19 protein-coding genes are annotated in these 20,363 nt (G+C 45.1%); 8 read left to right on the plus strand and 11 right to left on the minus strand.

The genetic code is table 11. The features are described from left to right. Positions 1-3: 3 nt before the first annotated feature. The 4 genes from trmH to gmk form a co-directional block, all read right to left on the minus strand. Positions 4-693 (minus strand): tRNA (guanosine(18)-2'-O)-methyltransferase TrmH, encoded by a 690-nt coding sequence (gene trmH / locus ABOC97_RS06915; RefSeq protein ID WP_349595592.1) that lies wholly within the window; start codon positions 691-693, stop codon positions 4-6. Positions 694-818: 125 nt separating this feature from the next. Next, the gene (gene spoT, locus ABOC97_RS06920) at positions 819-2,933 is read right to left on the minus strand and encodes a bifunctional GTP diphosphokinase/guanosine-3',5'-bis pyrophosphate 3'-pyrophosphohydrolase (RefSeq protein WP_349595595.1); all 2,115 of its coding nucleotides are present in this window, start codon (positions 2,931-2,933) and stop codon (positions 819-821) included. An 18-nt stretch (positions 2,934-2,951) separates the two neighbouring features. Continuing rightward, positions 2,952-3,227 carry a DNA-directed RNA polymerase subunit omega gene (gene rpoZ / locus ABOC97_RS06925; RefSeq protein WP_000135058.1) on the minus strand — a complete coding sequence of 92 codons (276 nt, stop codon included), beginning with the start codon at positions 3,225-3,227 and terminating at the stop codon, positions 2,952-2,954. A gap of 53 nt (positions 3,228-3,280) precedes the next feature. Next, positions 3,281-3,904 (minus strand): guanylate kinase, encoded by a 624-nt coding sequence (gmk, locus tag ABOC97_RS06930; protein WP_234501748.1) that lies wholly within the window; start codon positions 3,902-3,904, stop codon positions 3,281-3,283. Positions 3,905-4,160: 256 nt separating this feature from the next. Here gmk and ligB point away from each other — a divergent pair, with 256 nt between their 5' ends. Continuing rightward, positions 4,161-5,837: an NAD-dependent DNA ligase LigB gene (gene ligB / locus ABOC97_RS06935; protein WP_349596049.1), complete on the plus strand. Its 1,677-nt coding sequence runs from the start codon at positions 4,161-4,163 to the stop codon at positions 5,835-5,837. On the opposite strand, the gene ABOC97_RS06940 is transcribed toward ligB, so the two are convergent. Both ABOC97_RS06940 and ABOC97_RS06945 read right to left on the minus strand, forming a co-directional pair. Continuing rightward, positions 5,834-6,451, minus strand: a complete 618-nt coding sequence (locus ABOC97_RS06940; protein ID WP_349595599.1) for a trimeric intracellular cation channel family protein — start codon at positions 6,449-6,451, stop codon at positions 5,834-5,836. The two genes, ligB and ABOC97_RS06940, sit on opposite strands and share 4 nt — an antisense overlap. A gap of 245 nt (positions 6,452-6,696) precedes the next feature. Next, entirely contained in the window at positions 6,697-8,430 is a 1,734-nt protein-coding gene (locus ABOC97_RS06945) for a phosphoethanolamine transferase CptA (RefSeq protein ID WP_349595602.1), read from the minus strand. A gap of 546 nt (positions 8,431-8,976) precedes the next feature. On the opposite strand from ABOC97_RS06945, the gene ABOC97_RS06950 reads away from it, so the two are divergent. The 4 genes from ABOC97_RS06950 (at position 8,977) to ABOC97_RS06965 (ending at position 13,540) form a co-directional block, all read left to right on the plus strand. Next, the gene (locus ABOC97_RS06950) at positions 8,977-9,591 is read left to right on the plus strand and encodes a hypothetical protein (RefSeq protein ID WP_028017846.1); all 615 of its coding nucleotides are present in this window, start codon (positions 8,977-8,979) and stop codon (positions 9,589-9,591) included. A gap of 3 nt (positions 9,592-9,594) precedes the next feature. Then, positions 9,595-10,722: a helix-turn-helix domain-containing protein gene (locus tag ABOC97_RS06955; RefSeq protein ID WP_048983043.1), complete on the plus strand. Its 1,128-nt coding sequence runs from the start codon at positions 9,595-9,597 to the stop codon at positions 10,720-10,722. A 200-nt stretch (positions 10,723-10,922) separates the two neighbouring features. Then, on the plus strand, positions 10,923-12,905 hold the full coding sequence (locus ABOC97_RS06960; protein ID WP_028017848.1) for a DEAD/DEAH box helicase: 1,983 nt from the start codon (positions 10,923-10,925) through the stop codon (positions 12,903-12,905). Then, the gene (locus ABOC97_RS06965; RefSeq protein WP_028017849.1) at positions 12,902-13,540 is read left to right on the plus strand and encodes a hypothetical protein; all 639 of its coding nucleotides are present in this window, start codon (positions 12,902-12,904) and stop codon (positions 13,538-13,540) included. The genes ABOC97_RS06960 and ABOC97_RS06965 overlap by 4 nt, the downstream gene beginning before the upstream one ends. 218 nt (positions 13,541-13,758) lie before the next feature. Here ABOC97_RS06965 and ABOC97_RS06970 read toward each other — a convergent pair whose 3' ends face one another. From ABOC97_RS06970 to ABOC97_RS06980, 3 genes are all read right to left on the minus strand, one after another. Continuing rightward, positions 13,759-14,793, minus strand: coding sequence for a hypothetical protein (locus ABOC97_RS06970; protein WP_063624080.1), 1,035 nt, complete (start codon positions 14,791-14,793; stop codon positions 13,759-13,761). Positions 14,794-14,924: 131 nt separating this feature from the next. After that, positions 14,925-15,119: a helix-turn-helix transcriptional regulator gene (locus ABOC97_RS06975; protein ID WP_033147047.1), complete on the minus strand. Its 195-nt coding sequence runs from the start codon at positions 15,117-15,119 to the stop codon at positions 14,925-14,927. 477 nt (positions 15,120-15,596) lie between these two features. Continuing rightward, the gene (locus ABOC97_RS06980; protein WP_048983040.1) at positions 15,597-15,971 is read right to left on the minus strand and encodes a helix-turn-helix domain-containing protein; all 375 of its coding nucleotides are present in this window, start codon (positions 15,969-15,971) and stop codon (positions 15,597-15,599) included. Between the two features lie 245 nt (positions 15,972-16,216). Here ABOC97_RS06980 and ABOC97_RS06985 point away from each other — a divergent pair, with 245 nt between their 5' ends. Then, on the plus strand, positions 16,217-16,762 hold the full coding sequence (locus tag ABOC97_RS06985; RefSeq protein ID WP_349595609.1) for a hypothetical protein: 546 nt from the start codon (positions 16,217-16,219) through the stop codon (positions 16,760-16,762). Positions 16,763-16,782: 20 nt separating this feature from the next. Beyond that, positions 16,783-17,136 (plus strand): acyl-CoA dehydrogenase, encoded by a 354-nt coding sequence (locus tag ABOC97_RS06990; protein ID WP_232955455.1) that lies wholly within the window; start codon positions 16,783-16,785, stop codon positions 17,134-17,136. Between the two features lie 57 nt (positions 17,137-17,193). Here the strand turns inward: ABOC97_RS06990 and ABOC97_RS06995 are convergent, their stop codons facing one another. Further along, a complete protein-coding gene (locus ABOC97_RS06995) occupies positions 17,194-18,456 on the minus strand; it encodes a tyrosine-type recombinase/integrase (protein WP_024906634.1) in 1,263 nt (420 codons plus the stop codon). A gap of 193 nt (positions 18,457-18,649) precedes the next feature. Continuing rightward, positions 18,650-19,513, minus strand: coding sequence for a YicC/YloC family endoribonuclease (locus ABOC97_RS07000; protein WP_234501745.1), 864 nt, complete (start codon positions 19,511-19,513; stop codon positions 18,650-18,652). A 124-nt stretch (positions 19,514-19,637) separates the two neighbouring features. On the opposite strand from ABOC97_RS07000, the gene rph reads away from it, so the two are divergent. Next, positions 19,638-20,354, plus strand: coding sequence for a ribonuclease PH (rph, locus tag ABOC97_RS07005; RefSeq protein WP_234501744.1), 717 nt, complete (start codon positions 19,638-19,640; stop codon positions 20,352-20,354). Positions 20,355-20,363 lie beyond the last annotated feature (9 nt).

Consider the following 20,363-nt stretch of genomic DNA (forward strand, 5'->3'; position numbering starts at 1 on the left):
CGCTTACCCCTTGGCCTGCATGGTGGCCCACCATGAGGTGTCGGCCTCAACCTCACCCTGCTCGTTGACGCGAGGGTAGGGGAGACCTTTACGTTTAGCGACGTTTGCCAGCACCGGATAACCGCCTTCAAACAGCAGACGCTGCTGTTCTTCATCGGGCAACATGCTGTTATCGCGGTGATACATGCCGGCGTTTTGCCGCTGGCGCTGGGCTTCATAGAGGATAAGGGCGGAGGCGACGGAGACGTTCAGCGACTGCACCATCCCAATCATTGGGATGATAATGTCCTGGTCTGCCAGATCTAACGCTTCCTGGGTAATACCCGTTTTTTCCTGGCCCATTAAAATACAGGTCGGGCGGGTGTAGTCGATTTCGCGGAAATCGACCGCTTTGTCAGAAAGATGGGTGGCTAGAATCTGCATGCCCTGGCCTTTCAGGTGGCTGACGGCATCGCTGATGGTGGGGTGAGTTTGCACCTGAACCCAGCTGTTGCTGCCTGCTGCTGCAGAGACCATCGTGCGCATACGGCTGCCAGGCCAGACGGCGTGAACTTCATGGACGCCGACCGCATCAGCGGTGCGAACGATCGCCGAGACATTATGAGGTTTGTGGACCTGCTCCATGCAGACCGTCAGATCAGGCTGACGCCTGGCGAGCATCTCACAAATTCGCGCATAACGCTGTGGATTCATTGGCACTTCATCCTTCAAATTACCTCGGCGTTAGCTGCACTCACCCCAGAAACGCAGCGCTGTACGTTCCTGGAGAATTCATTCATCTGCCGCCTTACGCAGTTCGAACGATGTTGTGTCTAAAACTAGTTACGGTTACGGGTGACTTTGATGACGTCTGGCATAACGCGGATTTTGCGCATGATATTGGCCAGATGCACGCGGTCGCGAGCGGTCAGACGGATAAAGGCGCTGTATACGCGGCCGTCTTTTTCTTCCGTATTCAGACTTTGAATATTGGATGTCGCAGTATTGATGGCTGCCGTCAGGTTGGCTAAGGCCCCCTGATGGTTGAACATATCGACCTTAATCTCGGTGATAAATTCCTGTGCCGTCTCTTTGTCCCACTCTACCGCCATGAACTTCTCAGGTTCTTTCTGATAGCCGCGAATGTTGCGGCAGGATTCATGGTGGATGACCAACCCTTTACCCGGGCTGACGTGAGCAATGATCGGGTCGCCTGGAATTGGACGACAGCATTTCGCAAAGGTGATCAGCACCCCATCAGCGCCTTTAATCGGCAGATGGGTAAGCCCAGAGGCTCCCGGTGCCAGCGGCGTGGCTTCGCCATGCTGCAGGTTTTTCGCTACCACCACGCTCATCGCGTTGCCGAGGCCAATTTCCGCCAGCAGGTCGTCGAGTGAAGTCAGGCGCATGCGATCAATCTCACGCTGAATATGCTCAGGTGAAATCTCAGCCAGTTTGCGACTGCCGCCTAACGCGTGGTTCAGCAGACGGCGCCCCAGACTGACGGAGTCGTCGCGTTTGAGGTTTTTCAACATTTGGCGAATTTTGGCGCGCGCTTTCGAGCTGACGACAAAATTGAGCCATGCGGCATTCGGACGTGCGCCCGGTGCGGTAATGATTTCAACGGTTTGGCCGCTGGAGAGCGGTTGCGACAGCGGGTAAGGCTGGCGATCTACGCGCGCACCCACGCAGGCATGGCCGATATCGGTATGCACGGCGTAGGCAAAGTCCACCGGCGTCGCGCCAGCGGGCAGTTCGACGATACGGCCTTCCGGGGTGAAAACGTAAATCTCATCCGGGAAGAGATCGGATTTAACGCTTTCGATAAATTCAAACGAGCTACCGGCACTTTGCTGCAGTTCCAGCAGGCTCTGCATCCAGCGCTGTGCGCGGATTTGTGCGGTAGTGCTGCTTTCACCGCCGTGTTCTTTGTAGGCCCAGTGCGCCGCCACACCCATCTCTGCCATCTGATCCATATCTTCAGTACGGATCTGGACTTCAACCGGCACGCCGTGCGGCCCAATCATTGAAGTGTGCAGGGATTGATATCCGTTCGCCTTAGGGATGGCGATGTAGTCTTTGACGCGACCCGGACGGGGTTTATACAGGCTGTGCATCTGCCCCAGAACGCGGTAGCAGGTGTCGAGATCGTGAACGATCACGCGGAAGGCGTAGATGTCCATGATCGAGTGAAAACGCTGCTCTTTGAGCACCATTTTGCAGTAAATCGAATACAGATGTTTTTCGCGACCGCTTACGCGGCACGCAATTCCCGCTTCCTGCAAACGCCCTTCGATCTCAGAGAGGATTTTTTGAATCATCTCTTTACGGTTCCCGCGCGCGGCTTTCACCACTTCTTTAATAACGCGGTAACGGTTAGGGTACAGCGCTTCAAAGCCTAGCTCTTCAAGCTCGGTCTTGATGTGGTGGATACCTAAACGGTGCGCCAGCGGGCTGTAAATTTCGAGGGTTTCACGGGCGATACGACGACGTTTGTCCGGGCGTAATGAGCCCAACGTGCGCATGTTGTGGGTGCGGTCAGCAAGTTTGATGAGGATGACGCGGATATCCTGCACCATCGCCATAATCATCTTGCGAAAGTTTTCGGCCTGCGCCTCTTTCTTATCGCGGAACTTGAGCTTATCAAGTTTCGACACCCCTTCTACCAGTTCGGCGACGCTCTTACCAAAGAGCTGTTCCATATCCTGGTAGGTGGCAGGGGTATCTTCAATCACATCATGCAGCAGGGCGGCCATCAGCGTTTCGTAGTCGAGTTTCATCTCGGCCAGAATGCAGGCTACCGCTACCGGGTGCGTGATATAGGGTTCACCGCTTGAACGTGTCTGCCCCTCGTGAGCGTCACGTGCAACGAGATAGGCCTGCCGAAGACGCTTAATCTGGTCTTCCGGCAGGTAGTGTTGAATCAGCTGATTCAGGCTCTCAAACAGATACAAGGGCGACCCGCAATCTAATTAACGACGACCTTCAGCAATAGCGGTAACAGCTTGTAATTCAGCGGCTTCCTGCTCTTGCTGTTCCTGGCGCTCACGCACGTCGAGGATCTGGTTGTTGATAAGACCCTCTTCGATTTCGCGCAGTGCGATAACGGTGGTTTTATCGTTTTCTTCCGGTACTAACGGATCTTTTCCGCCAACCTGCATCTGACGAGCGCGACGCGCGGCGACCAGTACCAGGTCAAAACGGTTACCAATTTTCTCTACAGCGTCCTGAACAGTTACGCGTGCCATACTTTAGTGCTCCACAGATGAAGAAATAACGGGGCATGATACTGAAAGTGGGTTCAGTCTGCCAATAATTTGCTGATTAAAGCGTCATGTCGCTGCTTTTGGCGGCTCATGCGCAGACGCTCAGCGCGGATGATCGTTTTCAGATCGCCCAGTGCGGTATCAAAATCATCGTTGACGATAAGGTAATCATATTCCGCGTAATGGCTCATTTCTGCAACTGCCTGAGCCATACGTTTTGCAATCACCTCTTCGCTATCCTGACCACGGCCGCGCAGACGGCGGTCCAGTTCAATTTTGGACGGCGGTAAAATAAAGATGCTGCGTGCGCTCGGCATGCTTTTACGGATCTGCTGCGCGCCCTGCCAGTCGATATCGAGGAAGACATCCACGCCGGTCGTCAGAACCTGCTCAATCGCTTTACGCGAGGTACCGTAGTAGTTACCAAAGACTTCAGCGTGTTCAAGAAATGCCTCTTCGCCAATCATCGTGCGGAATTCGTCGTGATTCACAAAGAAATAATGTTCGCCGTGCACTTCACCCGGACGCGGCGCGCGCGTGGTATGTGAAACAGATACCTGGGAATCGTACAGCGGTTGGGTTTTCAATAAAGCCTGAATCAGGCTGGATTTACCCGCGCCACTAGGGGCGGAAACAATATAGAGCGTGCCTTGAGCCATGAGTGTCTTTTGTATGTGATTATCGAAAGAGAACTTACATACGAGCCTATTATACACGGCGCCGCTACGCGACGTAGCCTTTGTCACACTTTTTGCGTCAGTTTATTTCATTTTGCGTACCGTTTTCCTGAATTCACAGTGTATTGCTGCAACGAACTCTTTTCCTCTGAAGCTCGCTCGGGAACTGAAATATTGCCCCTCGTGCCACCAATATGGCTGCGATACAAAAGGTTATCCGCATCGGAGGGGAGTAATGATGAGTCGATGGTTGATAGTTGCTGCGCTACTTCTCGTGGCACATGCGCGGGCGACGTGCCCGGTCTGGTCGCCTGAACGTGCCGGGCAAGAGATCGCACAATTACAGGAACAGCTCGCGAAATGGAACGAAACATACTGGCGTCAGGGGGTGAGCGATGTCAGCGACGGCGTTTATGACCAGCTCTCGGCGCGTCTGGCGCTATGGCAACGTTGTTTTGGAGCCGCATCAACGGAGAATGCCAGTTTGCCTCCTCGGCAAGGGGCAATATGGCATCCCGTTGCGCACACTGGCGTACGCAAACTTGCCGATGCACAGGCGGTTCAACAGTGGATGCAGGGCAAAAATGAGCTATGGGTACAGCCGAAGGTCGATGGTGTCGCAGTGACGCTGGTCTATCAGCAGGGACATTTGCAGCGGGTAATCAGCCGGGGCGATGGGCTGCTCGGGGAGGACTGGACGCAGAAGGCCCGGCGTATCCCCTCGCTGCCACAGAAAGTTGACGGTGCGCTGGCCAATAGCGTTCTGCAGGGGGAGATCTTTCTAAGTGCAGATGCTCACGTACAGCAAAAAATGGGCGGCATGAATGCGCGTTCCCAGGTAGCAGGAATGCTGATGCGGCAGGGTGACAGCCACTCGTTATCCCAACTGTCGGTCTTTGTCTGGGCTTGGCCGGACGGCCCAGCAACAATGCGTGAACGGTTGACTCAGTTGTCTGCCTCTGGCTTTGAACTTGCTGAACGCTATTCCTATCCCATTACGCAAGTTAAAGAAGTAGCCGACTGGCGAGAGCGTTGGTTTACCTCACCACTCCCCTTTGCGACCGATGGGGTCGTCATCCGTGCGGGCAAAGATCCGGAAGGTAGACATTGGCTGCCAGGGCAGGGAGCATGGGTAGCGGCATGGAAGTATCGACCGGTTTCGCAAGTTGCTGAGGTAAGCGGCATCCGTTTTACCATTGGACGCACCGGGAAGATTGCGGTGGTGGCCGAACTGGTACCCATTCAGCTGGATGATAAACAGGTACAGCGGGTGAGCATCGGGTCTGTGCCGCGTTGGCAGAATCTGGACATCACCATTGGTGATCATCTATTGGTGAGCCTGGCCGGGCAGGGAATCCCCCGTCTGGAAAGCGTGGTCTGGCGAGGGCTGGATAGGGCCAAACCGATGCCGCCAGCGCCTCGTTATCATTCGCTAACCTGTTTCTACCGCTCGCCAGAATGTCGGGAGCAATTTCTGGCTCGTCTTAATTGGCTGGGGGCATCGCAGGTATTAAATATTGAGGGGGTCGGAGAGGCGGGGTGGAAGACGCTCGTCATGGCACATTCTTTTGCCCATATCTTCTCCTGGCTGGAGCTGACGCCCATGCAACTCAATGACACTCCGGGGATAACAGCGGCACGGGCGCAACAGATTTTGCAGCGTTTTGACATGGCGCGGCGACAGCCCTTTCCGCTTTGGCTAAAAGCGCTAGGGCTGCCTCTTCCTGCTGGCGCGATGAAGGCGCTGAGCGACGGGTCCTGGAAGCAATTAGAGGCACGTGATGAGCTGCACTGGCAAAACCTCCCAGGCGTAGGCCCAGAAAAAGCCCGCAACCTGGTTGCGTTTATTCACCACCCCACCATTGTCGAACTGACCCGCCAGCTACGGTCATTGGGAGTCAGGGGCTTTCGTTAGTGCGTTTCGTGGCGGTAGTAAAACACCGGCAGCCCCAGTTTCAGTCTCAGGGCCAGCATACGGGCGGTGAAACCGAATAGTAACGTTGAAATCACCACCACATCATGGTTGCTGACATAATGCTGCATGGCGACGTACAGCACCGCAGCGGCAAAGGAGATGCCTGCATATAACTCTTTTTGAAACACAAGCGGAATGCGTTTGCAGAACATATCGCGCAGTATCCCGCCGAATACGCCGGTGATTACCGCCGCGATAGTAGCGATAACCGGGCCCTCTCCCATATCTAACGCAATCTGAGCGCCGATGATGGAAAAGACGATAAGGCCTACGGCATCCAGTACCAGAAACAGGCGGCGCAGATGCGGCATGACTGGAGCAACAATCGTTGTCAGCACCGCAGCAATGACCACGATGATGATGTATTCCGGGTGCTTTACCCAACCTAACGGATAGTGGCCAAGCAGCATATCGCGTACCGATCCTCCACCCAACGCGGTGGCCGTGGCGATAATAATCACGCCAAAGGTATCCATGCGACGACGTCCGGCTGCCAGTGCGCCGGTCATAGCTTCGGCGGTAATGCCGATAAGGTAAAGGATGTGCAGTAACATATTCGCTCCTGGTATGAATGGCTGGAGGTTAGCGATTTGTGCGCTCTGTCACGATTGAGATTTTCTAAGGCAAACTTGTTTGGATTATAAAATCTAATTCAATGATTCGTTTTATGTGCGTTGGTTACGGGTTTTGATGCAATTTTAATTATTATTGATGATTAGAAAATATAATTAATTTTTACCCGGAGGGAGATCTTTAGAGAGGGAAAAAAGCCGCTTCGAGTTGAAGCGGCCTGAGAGGATTACTGATTACCGGTCTGCTCGCCGTAAGGCAGTTTATCGTAATCAGTTAGCGCGTTTTTGTTGTACGGATTGCCAATCCAGCGGGTGGATTCGACAAACTGTGGGTTGGTGAGCGCGCGGGTTGCGTCAAAGTCGTCATAGCTTAATCCCGCCAAATCGGACCAGGTATGAATCAGCTCTGAGCTGCTGTATTTACGATTCACGTCCTGTGAGAAATCACGAGGGTGTGCCTCGTGCCATTTCTCCGATGTCCACAGCAGGAACGGAATGGTGTACATATGGCGGGTAGGAGCTTGCTCGTTACGTCCCTGCGTTTTATGCGGCGGGGTGTCGTACACCTCTTCCCCATGGTCTGAGAAGTACAGCAGGAAACCGTTCGGATCGGTGGCCTTGTAGTCCTTGATCAGGCTGGAGACAACGAAGTCGTTGTAGAGGTTGGCGTTATCATAGTTGTTATAAGTCGTCTGCTCATCCTTGGTTAAACCCGCTGGCATGGTGTCGGTTTTGCCAGAGAATTTGTTCCAGTTTTCCGGATAGCGATACTCGTAGTTAATATGCGTCCCCAGCAGGTGAACAATAATAAATTTCTTCGGCGCTGGGTCGGCCAGAACCTGCTTAAACGGTGCCAGAACGTTCGAATCATACTCACGTGCGCTCTGGGTACGTTGCTGGTTCATGTAGAACTGCTGATCGGTTTGCTTAGAGAACACCGTCAGCATGGTATTGCGTGAGGTCATCGTCTGCTGGTTGGTTATCCAGAAGGTTTTGTAGCCCGCCTGTTTCATCAGATTCATCAGCGACGGTTTGGTCAGATACAGGTCGGGATTCTTTTCATTAGCAAACGTCAGCGCCTGCTGCAAAATCTCGATGGTATACGGACGTGATGTCACGACATCATTGAAAACGGTGAAGTTAGGATCGGATTTATGCAGCGCATCCAGTTCCGGCGTAGTTTCACGTGGATAACCGTAAAGGCTCATGTGTCCACGCTGTGTTGATTCACCGATAACCAGAACCAGCGTGCGCGGTGCATCGCCGGTACTGTCTTTCAAATTCGCCAGCGGCGGTAGCGCATGGTTGTCATTGAGTAACCGGGTCAGGCTATCTAATTGATGGTGGTACTGATAATAACCGGTGATGAACTGCCATGGCGCAGCAGGTGCGAGGCGTGTAGAAATGCCATCAAGCACATCGCCAGCCGGTTTTCCCTTGATAATAATCCCATTCACCAGAGGATTGAGGATCAGACCGTACAACAAGGCGAAAGAGACCAGCCAGCGCCATGGGGTTGGGATATAGACCGGGCGCAGTCGCGTCCAGAGCGCAATGGCGATTGCCGTATAAACCAGTGCGACCAACACGATTTTCAGGCTGAAATACTGACTAAAGAACTCACCTGCTTCATTGGTGTTGGTTTCAAACATCACAAATAAAACGCTTTGCGAGAACTCTTGTCCGTAAATAACGTAATAGCTAATTGCCGCCAGCGACGCGCCCCACAGCACGATACCGATAATGGCACCGATAATACGGGTATGTTTTGGAAACAGGAATACTGGGACTAGCCATAACAGGCTAAACAAAATGGAGTCGCGTAAACCGGTGGAGCCGCTATAGCCCGTCAGGTAGATAACAAGCTGTAAGGCTGTGGAAAAGAAACAGAAATACAATACGGCCCAGCCAAGGGCTTTCCAGCTAAAGGCTGGAGTCGTCTGAGTGTCGGTGAATTGCATACGTTTAGCTTAATGTGAGGTTAAGGTCACCAGTTTAGCGACCAATGCTTAAGAAATAATTAGTTCGATATCAGAACGTATAAACAGATTGCCCTAACTCCAGCGTGGAGAAGGCATAAGCTTAGTTTAATTAAGGGATAACGTTCTGTAGTATCGCATTTTTTCCATAATCACCTTTTCATGAAAGGCTGGCTAATAATGCAACGAGGGTGGGAGAAAAGAAACTACCTGAATTAAAAAATGCCCGCAAAAAGGCGGGCATTGTTGTTTCATTGAATCATGTAAAATTATTCGATGTTGGATCTGAATGTTGAGTGAGCTGTTAATGTAATGTTTTTTATGTATTTTAATTTAATTTAAAACTTTTAAGTACACGTATAAGTACGCATTTATTGGAAGAACAGTTTTGGGACGATATTGACAACTTCATAGTGGTTTTACTTTCTTGTCATTGCTTGACAAATATTGGAAAGTGCAAGATTATTTACTTGTCACATCTTCTTGCCTCAACCCTGTAACTGCTTTGTTAAAGAGGAACCTTTTCTGATGATGCAACCCTGGGAACTTAACTCTGTACTTACAGCTGATCGATTGAAACAGCTGGCATCTCTAATTAGGGATGTTAGGGATGATGTAATTGATCGGCATGATGACGAGATTGGTGATACTGCCAGGGGTACTGGTATGAGGGCTTATGAGTGTTCGAGATCACGCATCATTCGTGCGGTAAAGGATGGAAAAAATTGGCCTTGGTTAGGAATTGTGAAACCTGATGGACGATTCACCTTTTCGATTCAATCCGTCCCTGTAAGACTTTATAGAGGGAAGCCCAGTTGCCCCGAAGAAAGAAGGCTAATCCCTTCGATTGAAGCATTAAGACAAATGTCATGGCTTGAGCCAGAAGTCGGTGATGCTGCTGCTGTACTTTGGTTTTTTGCTATCGAATTGGATGAAATGCGATACGTTGAGCGTGTGACGTTTGTCGGTTTCCTTGAAGGACAACAGATTTCGTGTTGGGAAATTCCTCTTGATGAGCGGGTTCCTGCTTTTGGCCCTACCATGAGTGAATTGCCTCAGCCAGTTGAGACGAAAAAAGCATCAGTCTCTGTCAAAAAGAAAGACAAAAAAGCAGAGAATGATGGCAAGGATAATGGTCTGTAAGGTATGTATTTAGATTTCTATGGCGAAAGATTAAGGCTGGCTCGTTTACTCAAAGGGGTAACTCTTCAAGAGCTAGGAGATGCTGTGTCGGTTTCCAGACAGGGCATACACCAGTATGAAAGCGATGCAAGGGCTCCTTCAATGGATGTCAGAAATGCTTTGGCAGAATACCTTGAAGTGTCTCCTAGCTTTTTTGGTATGCCTATGGCTGGAGATGTTAAACCGGAGCAATGCCATTTTCGGAAGAGACAAACGACTCCTGTGGGGGTAAAAGAGCGAGTGCAAGCATATAGCACGATTCTTGAGCAGCTAGTGGTTGAGCTGAATGAGCATTTGGATATGCCTCAAAATGGCTTTAACTTAATCGATAATACAAAGATTACTGAACTGACTCCCCCCATAATAGAGAAAATTGCCGAGGGAGCCCGCCTCAGATGGAATTTATCAGCAGACGCTCCTATCGACAATATGGTTAATGTGTTGGAAAACCAAGGGGCTATTGTTACTTGTTTCGATGGTGTGTCCGATAAAGTTGATGCCCTATCTGTAAATAGAAAATATCCAATAATAATAAGGAATACAGCCAAGGAAAGTGTTTGCAGAATGAGATTCGATTTGGCTCACGAATGTGGTCATTTGGTAATGCATGATGGGATTGAAACAGGCTGTAAACAAACGGAAAGAGAAGCAGATGCTTTTGCAAGCGCCTTTTTATTCCCAAGGAAATCATTTGCTAGTGAGTTTCCTACATGCTTGAATTTCGATGGCTCTATTAATTGGAAAAAAGTTTACGAATTAAAAGTCAGATGGAAGGTGAGTGCAAAAGCAATAATATTTAGAGCTCATTTTTTAGGCTTTATTAATGCACAACAGTATAGAAGTGCTAATGTCTGGTTCAGCCAAACTAGACAAACGCGACAAGAGAAGTTTGATGATATTCTGCAAATGGAAGAGCCTCATATACTGAAAGAAAGTATCATTGTTATGAAAGAGCAGTTAGGTATAACATTTGAAATGATGGCCGATAAATTAGGTGTAAAACCAGTGTTGTTGGCGAGTGTTACAGGGATGGAGTATAAAGAAACCACCTCTGATATTTATGATGATGTGGTTGTTCCATTCAATTTTTAATAAAAATATAGCGTTTTAGTGGGTTCTTTAAATTTCATTAACTATATCATCTAAAATTTTACCTGACCTAGCTGTGGGTTAGGTCAGAATCTAATCTGACTGGCCGCTTTGTGCATAGCTAATGTTGCTAACATCAGTCTGTGCTAATAAATGGAAGCTGGTCATACGGTGTATGTACGTATCTCTTAAAAGGAAATTTTATGTCCAGCTACTGCTTTTACTCCCAAGATGCATTAGCCCTTGCACAAAGCTCTGGGGTCGATGTACTTATCAATGATTATGCTGAGCAGCATAAAAAACAAACCTACATTCTTTGCAGACCATTGTCTAATGAGGACGTCAATTATGACTACGATCAGGCAATAGCGGTATTTTCCTCTGGTATAAAACCCTTCTTTATTAATATTGGTAATGATTCTGAGCTCTTTGAAGAGTATCAGGAAGATTTTCTGGAAGATGTTTCTTTTCTGGCTGAAAAGTTTAAATACAGAGAAAAAATTGGAAGAAAAAAATCATGGCAGAGTCTATTCGACTCACTTCCTGTGGATGATCTGGACTTCAGTAAATTAGAAGTTGAAACTAAGGAAAGCAGGGTCATTGACCTGATAATCTCATTAATTGTAGGAAGTATTAATGACACTTCAAGAATAAATCTTGAGGCAAGTAATCTGTTAGATACTATAAAATCTAAAATTATTCTATTTGATACAGATCAAACAAAATTTGTTTTCCAAAGTGGGTTTGGCAAAAAGAGTGTTATTCAGGGGCTAGCAGGCTCAGGAAAAACTGAGTTACTGCTGCACAAATTAAAAGAAATCTATTCTAAAAACTCTGAATCTAAAATTGCTTTCACATGTTTTAATAAAATTCTGGCTTCCACAATGAGAACTAGAATACCTGAGTTTTTCGATTTTATGCGAGTTGAGAAACAGATTGAATGGGGGACAAAGCTTTTTTGCTTCAACTCTTGGGGTTTGACCAAAGATCCTTTCTCTGGAATGTACAGATATATATGCCATTTTTACGAAATACCATTCGGTGGTTTTGGGTACGGTGACTTTGATTCATTATGTAAGAAAGCCATCGATGACATAAATAATAGTGGGCGATCAGATAAAAAGGCGCTTGATTATGTATTTATAGACGAAAGCCAGGACTTCCCACAAAGCTTCATTGATCTTTGTGAAATGGTTACATCTAAAAAGCTATACGTTGCAGGAGATGTTTTCCAAAATATTTTCATGCCAATAAATGATAATGTAAATCGAGCCGATATCGTTCTTAAAAAATGCTATCGTACAGATCCCAAGAACTTGATGTTTTCCCATGCATTAGGGATGGGGCTTTATGAAGAACCTGTTCTAAGATGGTTAAAAGAGGCTGAATGGGATTCCTGTGGATACAAATATCATAAAGTAGATAATAGAGTAGAGTTATCTAGAGATCCTCTTAGACGTTTTGAGGATATTCCAAAGGATTATAAAAGCACAACTCTTCATCTGTTAGAAGGAACAGATAATGGACCGGAAAAAATAATTGAAATAATAAAAGATATAAAGTCTAGGAATCCATCTTTAGAAGAAGGGGATATTGCTGTTATATTTCTTGACTCAGGTGGTTATATTTATGATTACATTCAGACTTTAAAAATAAAGGTTAAGCAGCAACTTGGCTGGGATTCGAATATCTCACATGAAACAAAATCTAAACAAGATGGCAAGCTATTTATTTCAAATATAAATAATGCGAAAGGTTTAGAGTTTCCTTTTGTAATTTGCTTCGCTATGAAGTTGGTGAAGAAATCCAATTTCCGAAATGCGCTGTATACAATGATGGCTCGATCTTTCCTTGAGAGTCACTTGGTTTTGAATAATGACAAAGAAAATCCATCGATGCCTACTATTCTTCAGGGCTTAGACTTCCTGAATAATAACAATTACATGAATGTAAGGCTGCCATCTGATCAAGAAATAATAAATCAAAAAGACTTCATTGTTTTGGATGAATCTATCTCAATATCTAAATTGGTTAAGAGTTATTGCTCAGATAAAAAGTCGACTCCACTGTTAATTGCGAAAATAATTGATAAAGTCGAAAGGTATATTTCAGAAGAGGATGATGTTGATGGAGAGTATATAAAAAGTCTGATTGAAATAGAATATCAAAGGAATAAAAAAAGATGAGCCAGTATTTATTCAAAGATATACCCGGAGAATATTTTGAGAAGTTCCGCCCAGTGAGAGATGCTTTTTCAAATTTAGAAAACCTTCTTGTGACAGCGGAAATAGTGAATTCTTGCCATAGTTCTCGGAATAAGGAAACAGGTGATTTTGATTTATTGATAACTACTGGCACACATAAGAGAATACTTATAAGAAAGCCTGACGGTTTTTTTACAATGAATCTTCCTTTTCAGGTTATTGAATTTGAAGAAAATATTATTTTTAACTATGATGCTTATGGCTTAACAGTCAATGCTGAGTTCATTTCAAGATGCAGAAATGTGATCACAACATGTGAAAATGGTTTTTTTTCTCATGAAGCAATTGCTGTAGACCTGTGCGATAATTTTGATAGGGATATGCAGCAAGCTATCAATTATTCTGATGCAATATCGGCATTGCTTTTATTAGATCATGGGTATTTCAGATTTGATGATGATCCAATAAATGTGAACGGTAGAGTACATCCTAGATATCACTTTGATTTCTTTTGTAATAACTCAACCAATGTTAAGATTGGTTCTAATATCCGGATAGCGGATTCATTTTTCCTAGATTTATTTGATGCTAGTAAAGATCGTCCTTATTTGGCTTGATTAGCAAGCGCCCAATTGGGCGCTTGTATTTTAGTGATGGAAATGAATGTTCATAACATAGTAACTATCTTGCGAAAGATTTTCTTTCTTTTTAAAGATCTAAAGCTAAATCTTTGGAATAACTTTAATATGAATAGCGTATTCACGCGCAAAACAGATCGCTGAGTTTATTGTATGCAACCGATTATATCAGTCAGAAAAAGTTCGAGATAAATACATTAATATTCAACTTTAAAGTATTTGAAACGGTCAATACATAATTCCCATTTTTCCCATATTTTATCGCGGTCAATTAAATCAATTTTACTTTGCTCAATGACCGCGAGAGAATGTCGGGAGAGTTTTAATCTTTTTTTCATTTTTTTCTTGATGACATTTACATCACTGGTCTTCAATTTACATTGAAGATAATTCTTTTTAATGAGATTTTCTTGCATCATATTATTATAAATAATTAATCTTAAAAATGGATTCTCCATAGATGAAATATCTTTCAGTAGAAGCGCCTTATCTTTTTTATCTTGCAATAAAATCTTCGGTTTAAAACGAGCTTCAATTCTTAGTAGAGGGTTATAATCGTTATTAACTTCTACATATTTACCTTCTGACTTTAATGAGTCAAAGTCCCTCCGTCTGATGTATATTTTTTCATAGCATAGTATGCTTATTTTGGATCTTACACTTCCCAACCTCAGACCGGGCAATCCATTTTTTTGATGAAAGTATTCAGATACTCCTGCATTTTTTAATGACCACAAATAATCTTTCAGATTACAATCATAAATATCTAATGCCACATCTATTTGGGTAATCCAGGATCTGCTTATGGTTTTGATAATCGCTTTTCCAAATTGCGATTGCATCCATTCTAAAAGTTCTTTAAATTCATTATCATTAAGATGTTGTGGCCTAAAATCAAATCTTATACTTCCTGTTTTTTTATTTACAGGAGAATAGTCGATATGCAGTAACAAACTTTTTGTCTTTTCTCTACTAAAAATATTGATTGCTTTTTTATATGGATGGCCTTCCTTTAGTTTTGTATGAGTTATGATATATTTATTGTTTTGGGATTTATTACAGTTTCTGAGTGCAGAGTGTATTTTAATTTTCTCATTCTTATTAGAGAAACTACTAACAAGAGTAGCTTTGTCTATTCTTATCTTCAATTTATGCTTATGATAACTCTTTCCTGCATTTATAGAAGGTCTTGTCTCGATATTTTTGATGTTTAGAAGCATATAGGTTCCCATGCAGGATATTTCCTTTATAAATGGGTTGTGGCTTTGAATGTACCTAAATACATTGATTCTAGATAGGTGGTATATAGCGTGCTATTAGAGGGGAAATCAGATAAAGCTATTTGAACTCTGAAATGATTAGATCACATTGAATCCACTATCAGACGACTTGTTATCCATTCCAAAACCTCTTCTTCTCGCCATGCAACTGCGCGTGCTCCGGTTAGGCTGACTTGGCGAGGAAACGCTCCTGCTTCGATTAGTCGGTAGAGCGTTGCACGAGAAATTGCGCATAGTTCCAGAACAGTTTTAACCTTGATTAGACGTTTATTCGGCATCGTTTGAATCCACAAAAAAAGCGCATCGGATTGATACCTCTACGATTTACAGTTTAGCAGATTGAATGAGCGAAACTCTTATAACATATTGAATTTAATGGTTTTTAATGATCGGAGTTTTCGAGATGTTCGAAAGTTCGGGAAGTTTCGAAAGTTTCAAACGCCGAAAAGTTTCGGAATTTCTGGGTTTCAAAACAAAAGTTCAGCGGCGGAAAATTTCAGATTTCCATGTGAAAAGTTTCGCACCTACTGAACGAAATAGGTGAGTTTGGTAGATCTTTAGAACAGCCTTTTTGGGCTGCTCTCAGCGAATACTATGATTAAAAGAATGACTATTTTTACTACATTAGATTGGTTTTTAAGGAGTGATTATTAATCAATTAACTCGAAATGATATAGATGTTATGGAATTAAAATAAGGAGATTTCATGGCCTAGACATATTTATGTCTAAAAAGCTTCTTGAAAGATAGATTAATTATGTGTATTCATCTAGGAACATGATTAGAACCCTGCGTTGTTCATGTGTTAAACGAGGCCAAATTTGTTCAAATCTATTCTTTAGGTCTACATCTTTCACTGGAACAAATTCTGGTTGTTCGTTATTACCAGAGGAGTTCTCATCAAAGCAATCAATGAAAAACCAACCAATTGGCGTATTCATTTTTATGGCAATATTTACAAGATGTGCGACATTAATTTTATTGGCTCCTCTTTCATAACGTGAAAGTTGTTGCTGGGAAATATCCGCATACTCGGCTAATTGCTGTGCAGTCATACCAAGTTCTTTTCTGCGCATCTGGATACGCTGACCAACCATCTTATCAGTGACTTCGGATGCAAGCTTCGCCATTTTCCCGCCTTGTTTCCAACGTATATGTCTATAAAAGACATTTTGCGGGTGTTTTACTCTTGCATGAACATCGATAATGGATTATAAATTGATTTTTACTCCTTTATGGATGGTTTGGCTTCAAGAAAGTCCATTTTTCTATCATTCAGCTTCCATAAAAGGAACTTAACTGAAATTTGGTCTGACTTCATTAACACTAGCAAGCAATAACTTTTTCTAAGAATCTATGACAATTGAGAGGTAATATGAACAATTCATCTATCGCTAAAATATTAAGTATCTCGTTTTTGTTTTCTTGTAATATTGTCTATTCATCTTCGCATAATTTACATTTACAAGAGACTGCAAGTTCAGTGTCAACTCAGCAAGATGGAGTGACAAATAATGATGTATTAAAATACTTATCTGAAAAATACAGTAATGAAATCTCAAGCTTGGGACTTACAGATAAGCAACTCAACTCTAATGTTTATGTTCGCGCAAGCTTGAATGATAACTTTTTATTTTTCTCGAATCTGAAACAGTTTATCTCTGTTTTTTACGACCTTCCAAATCTTCAGTCAGTCAAAGTTGTTAAGTATGATAATTATATAGGTTTCAAAGTAAAACTTGCTGGGTGTCCTGCAACAGGGTTTGCACTTTATCAAGAGGATAATGAGTTTTTCTTGAAGGGGGTTATAAATGAAAAAGGACTTATTGCGGCTGAGAATATAGAAGAGGAGGGGCTGGTATTTAACTCATATTATTCAGTCGCTTTTGTTGTATTTAATAAGAATGGTGTTAAATATTAATCTTATATATAGATGCAGATATGAAACTTTTGACGGCTCTACCATTGATGATTTTGTGTTTTTCAACCAAAGCGAGTGATTTTAAAAAAATAAATGGAACACTCTCTTTGTATCAAAGCAAAAGTCATACCGCCTTCAGTATTAATTCTTCACTTGACACTACATCGGGAGTATGTGAAATAGGAGGTGAATTAACACTTATTGATGCACGTAAAGGGCAACGTAACCGTTGGGTTTATAGTGACCAGTCAAGCATGTGTGTTGTGTTGATTAGTGAATTAGATAATGGTGCCATGCAGGTTATCTCGAAGGATTGTGATAAACACTGTAGTGTAACATCTATAGGTTCTATAAACGGCACATATAATAAATGAAAGATTACTTTAGCCTGAAACTAATCAGGCTAAAGTAAATATTAATAGATTACAATATTACGCTATTTCTTTTCTTATTGGTTCTACGTTGTAATTATTACCCTTTTCCAATGTTGTAAGTAGCTCAGCCCATACAGTCAAAGCTTGCTTACGTTCTTCAAAGTATTGATAGCGATTATATATACCTTCAACGCCTTTGATTTTATGATTTAAGCAGCGTTCTGCTATCACCGGATCTACCCCCAGCGCAGCTAAATGGGAGCGGGCTGTTCGCCGAAAATCATGAATCGTGAAATTTGGCACATCTGGCATATTTGATCTTATTTTAGCCAACGCTACTGGTAATGTACTTTCCTGAATATGAGGAATCATGCGATGTTGCATTTTTCTTGCTGGGAGAACCCATTCACTGTTGCCGGACATGATTTTTAATTCTTTAATCCAGCCAACAACGGGTACCGCCAGCGGGATATCAATACCATCGCCGTTTTTAACGCGCTCAGCAGGTAAATGCCAGACGCCTTCATCCAGATCAAATTCTGACCATCTGGCACCACACAATTCCATCTTACGGCAGCATAGGGCTAAAATGAGCTTCATAGTTAGTTCATTTTGACGGGAAAACCCTTTGGTCAAAGGCATTACCTGAAAAAGCTGTACCAGCTCTTCTCGACTTAACCAACGTTCACGGCTTTGTTCTTGTCCTCCGGCATCAGAGATGTCAAATGCACTTGCTGGATTAGCAGCCAGCATGTGCCGCTTGATTCCATAATCAAAGATCCGTCGAGTCCATCTGAGGACGTCATTGGCAACGGTAGGCGCACCTCGTTGAAGGATCTTTTGCAACATATCATCAATATGATAGGGGCGAACGTCCTCTATTCGCAGGTTGCCTATGTTTGGATTTATATCTTTTTCGATTCGGCGGCGCAGTATGTCGGGGTGCTTCCAGCGTTTAAGTATTTGGCGTTCAAAATATTCGCTGGCTAATTGAGATACCCGAAGTGCATGTTTTTCAGACTCTATTTTTTTGAGGGCGTCAGCTTTCCGTTCTTGCTTCTCTCCGGCAACGTCATAACCCAATGCTACACGTGCAGAGAGTTCTTTGGCGGTCTCTCGCGCTTTTGCTAGTGAGAGTTCAGCATAGGAACCGATACCCATTACCCGCTGTTTTCCAGAGAAACGATAGCGAAAGCGCCAGAATGGAGCAGCATATTTCTTTGGAAAACAAAGAGATAAACCATTGCCATCTGACCTTGCTTCGAAGCGTTCGTCAGCTCTGATCCATGCCTTGATTTGTATGTCTGTCATTTTTGCCATATATGACTCTGCTTATGTGCTGTGTGTACATAATCATGATGCCATAAAAGTCATTGTGTACATAGTTAAGTACACGCTAAACATGCGCTGTAGTGATAAATGATGAGACAAGGTGATAAAGATATAGCCCGTATTAACGGGCTATTAGAGGTGGTCTTAGCTTGGGTGAGACAAGGTGAGATCGTCTGAGATATTACTCAATGTTCTGGATCTGTTCGCGCATTTGCTCGATTAAGACTTTCAGTTCAATGGCGGACTTCGTTACGTCGGCATTAATAGATTTTGAGGCCAGCGTATTCGATTCGCGGTTGAATTCCTGCATCATGAAGTCCAGACGGCGGCCAACGGCCTCTTTCTTCTTCAGAATGTTATAGGTTTCTTTAACGTGCGCCTCTAAACGATCCAGCTCTTCAGCAACGTCGATACGCTGTGCCATCAGCACCAGCTCTTGTTCCAGACGGTTGTTTTCCAGCTGTACTTCCGCATCTTCCAGTTTGGCGACCAGACGTTCGCGCTGCCATTGCAGAATTTCTGGCATATGGGCACGCACTTTGGTCACTTCACCGCTGACGCCTTCCAGCCGCTGCTCAATCAACGCTTTCAACGCCTGGCCTTCGGTTTCGCGAGCGACGATGAAATCATCCAGCGTGCCATCCAGTGCCGCCAGAATGTCTGTTGCGATAGCGTCTAAATCTTGCTCTTTAGCGGCCATCACGCCAGGCCAGCGCAGAATGTCGACCGGGTTAATTTCCCCTTCATCGCTCTGCATTTTGACCCAGTTCGCGGCGTTAACCAGCTGCTTTGCCAGATTTTCGTTAAGGATAAGCTCCCCTTGCGCACTGGCATCAGGCTCAAAGCGCAAAGTACATTCTACTTTCCCACGGGTCAGGCGGGTACGCAGGCGTTCACGAACAACGGGTTCAAGGCTGCGGAACTGCTCCGGCAGACGAAAATAGGTTTCGAGATAACGCTGGTTAACCGAGCGCAGTTCCCAGGCGGCGCTGCCCCAAGTGCCCTTGATTTCTCGGCGGGCATAGGCGGTCATACTGCGGATCATAGACGTTCCTGTTTTTAAAGGAGAGATGGGGGATTATAGCCTCCAGGGGCTTATCAGGATAGGAATAAGCGGCGTAAATCCGTATAATGCGCAGCCACATTCGTTTCAAGCCGGAGATTTTATCATGCGTCCATCAGGTCGTAGTGCCAATCAGGTGCGTCCCGTCACCCTGACCCGTAATTATACAAAACACGCTGAAGGCTCCGTGCTGGTCGAATTTGGTGACACCAAAGTGCTGTGCACCGCCTCTATTGATGAGGGTGTGCCACGTTTCCTGAAAGGTCAGGGCCAGGGCTGGATCACCGCTGAATACGGTATGTTACCGCGCGCGACCCACACCCGTAACGCTCGCGAAGCGGCAAAGGGTAAGCAGGGCGGCCGCACCATGGAAATCCAGCGTTTAATCGCTCGTGCGCTGCGTGCGGCGGTAGACCTGAAGGCGCTGGGTGAATTCACCATTACGCTGGACTGCGATGTTATCCAGGCTGATGGTGGTACTCGTACCGCGTCTATTACCGGTGCCTGCGTGGCGCTGGCCGATGCGCTGGGTAAGCTGGTTGCTGCAGGAAAACTGAAAACCAACCCGATGAAAGGGATGGTGGCGGCAGTTTCCGTTGGGATCGTGAACGGCGAAGCGCTGTGCGACCTGGAGTACGTGGAAGATTCCGCGGCGGAAACCGACATGAACGTGGTGATGACCGAAGACGGTCGTATCATCGAGGTTCAGGGGACGGCAGAAGGCGAGCCGTTCACCCACGAAGAACTACTCACCCTACTGGCGCTGGCCAGAGGGGGAATCGAATCTATTGTCACGACGCAGAAGGCGGCGTTGGAAAATTGATTTTAAGGG

The organism is Kluyvera huaxiensis (genome assembly GCF_040149365.1).
In the GTDB taxonomy this organism is placed as follows: domain Bacteria; phylum Pseudomonadota; class Gammaproteobacteria; order Enterobacterales; family Enterobacteriaceae; genus Kluyvera; species Kluyvera intermedia_A.

Bases quoted from the DNA above. Each gene is read 5' to 3' on its own strand.
- ABOC97_RS06970 (WP_063624080.1), bottom strand. From the start codon at position 14,793: ATGGGAACCTATATGCTTCTAAACATCAAAAATATCGAGACAAGACCT.
- ABOC97_RS07000 (WP_234501745.1), bottom strand. From the start codon at position 19,513: ATGATCCGCAGTATGACCGCCTATGCCCGCCGAGAAATCAAGGGCACT.
- ligB (WP_349596049.1), top strand. From the start codon at position 4,161: ATGAGTCGATGGTTGATAGTTGCTGCGCTACTTCTCGTGGCACATGCG.
- gmk (WP_234501748.1), bottom strand. From the start codon at position 3,904: ATGGCTCAAGGCACGCTCTATATTGTTTCCGCCCCTAGTGGCGCGGGT.
- ABOC97_RS06950 (WP_028017846.1), top strand. From the start codon at position 8,977: ATGATGCAACCCTGGGAACTTAACTCTGTACTTACAGCTGATCGATTG.
- ABOC97_RS06940 (WP_349595599.1), bottom strand. From the start codon at position 6,451: ATGTTACTGCACATCCTTTACCTTATCGGCATTACCGCCGAAGCTATG.
- rpoZ (WP_000135058.1), bottom strand. From the start codon at position 3,227: ATGGCACGCGTAACTGTTCAGGACGCTGTAGAGAAAATTGGTAACCGT.
- ABOC97_RS06955 (WP_048983043.1), top strand. From the start codon at position 9,595: ATGTATTTAGATTTCTATGGCGAAAGATTAAGGCTGGCTCGTTTACTC.
- ABOC97_RS06945 (WP_349595602.1), bottom strand. From the start codon at position 8,430: ATGCAATTCACCGACACTCAGACGACTCCAGCCTTTAGCTGGAAAGCC.
- ABOC97_RS06995 (WP_024906634.1), bottom strand. From the start codon at position 18,456: ATGGCAAAAATGACAGACATACAAATCAAGGCATGGATCAGAGCTGAC.
- rph (WP_234501744.1), top strand. From the start codon at position 19,638: ATGCGTCCATCAGGTCGTAGTGCCAATCAGGTGCGTCCCGTCACCCTG.
- ABOC97_RS06960 (WP_028017848.1), top strand. From the start codon at position 10,923: ATGTCCAGCTACTGCTTTTACTCCCAAGATGCATTAGCCCTTGCACAA.
- trmH (WP_349595592.1), bottom strand. From the start codon at position 693: ATGAATCCACAGCGTTATGCGCGAATTTGTGAGATGCTCGCCAGGCGT.
- ABOC97_RS06975 (WP_033147047.1), bottom strand. From the start codon at position 15,119: ATGCCGAATAAACGTCTAATCAAGGTTAAAACTGTTCTGGAACTATGC.
- ABOC97_RS06990 (WP_232955455.1), top strand. From the start codon at position 16,783: ATGAAACTTTTGACGGCTCTACCATTGATGATTTTGTGTTTTTCAACC.
- ABOC97_RS06985 (WP_349595609.1), top strand. From the start codon at position 16,217: ATGAACAATTCATCTATCGCTAAAATATTAAGTATCTCGTTTTTGTTT.
- ABOC97_RS06965 (WP_028017849.1), top strand. From the start codon at position 12,902: ATGAGCCAGTATTTATTCAAAGATATACCCGGAGAATATTTTGAGAAG.
- ABOC97_RS06980 (WP_048983040.1), bottom strand. From the start codon at position 15,971: ATGGCGAAGCTTGCATCCGAAGTCACTGATAAGATGGTTGGTCAGCGT.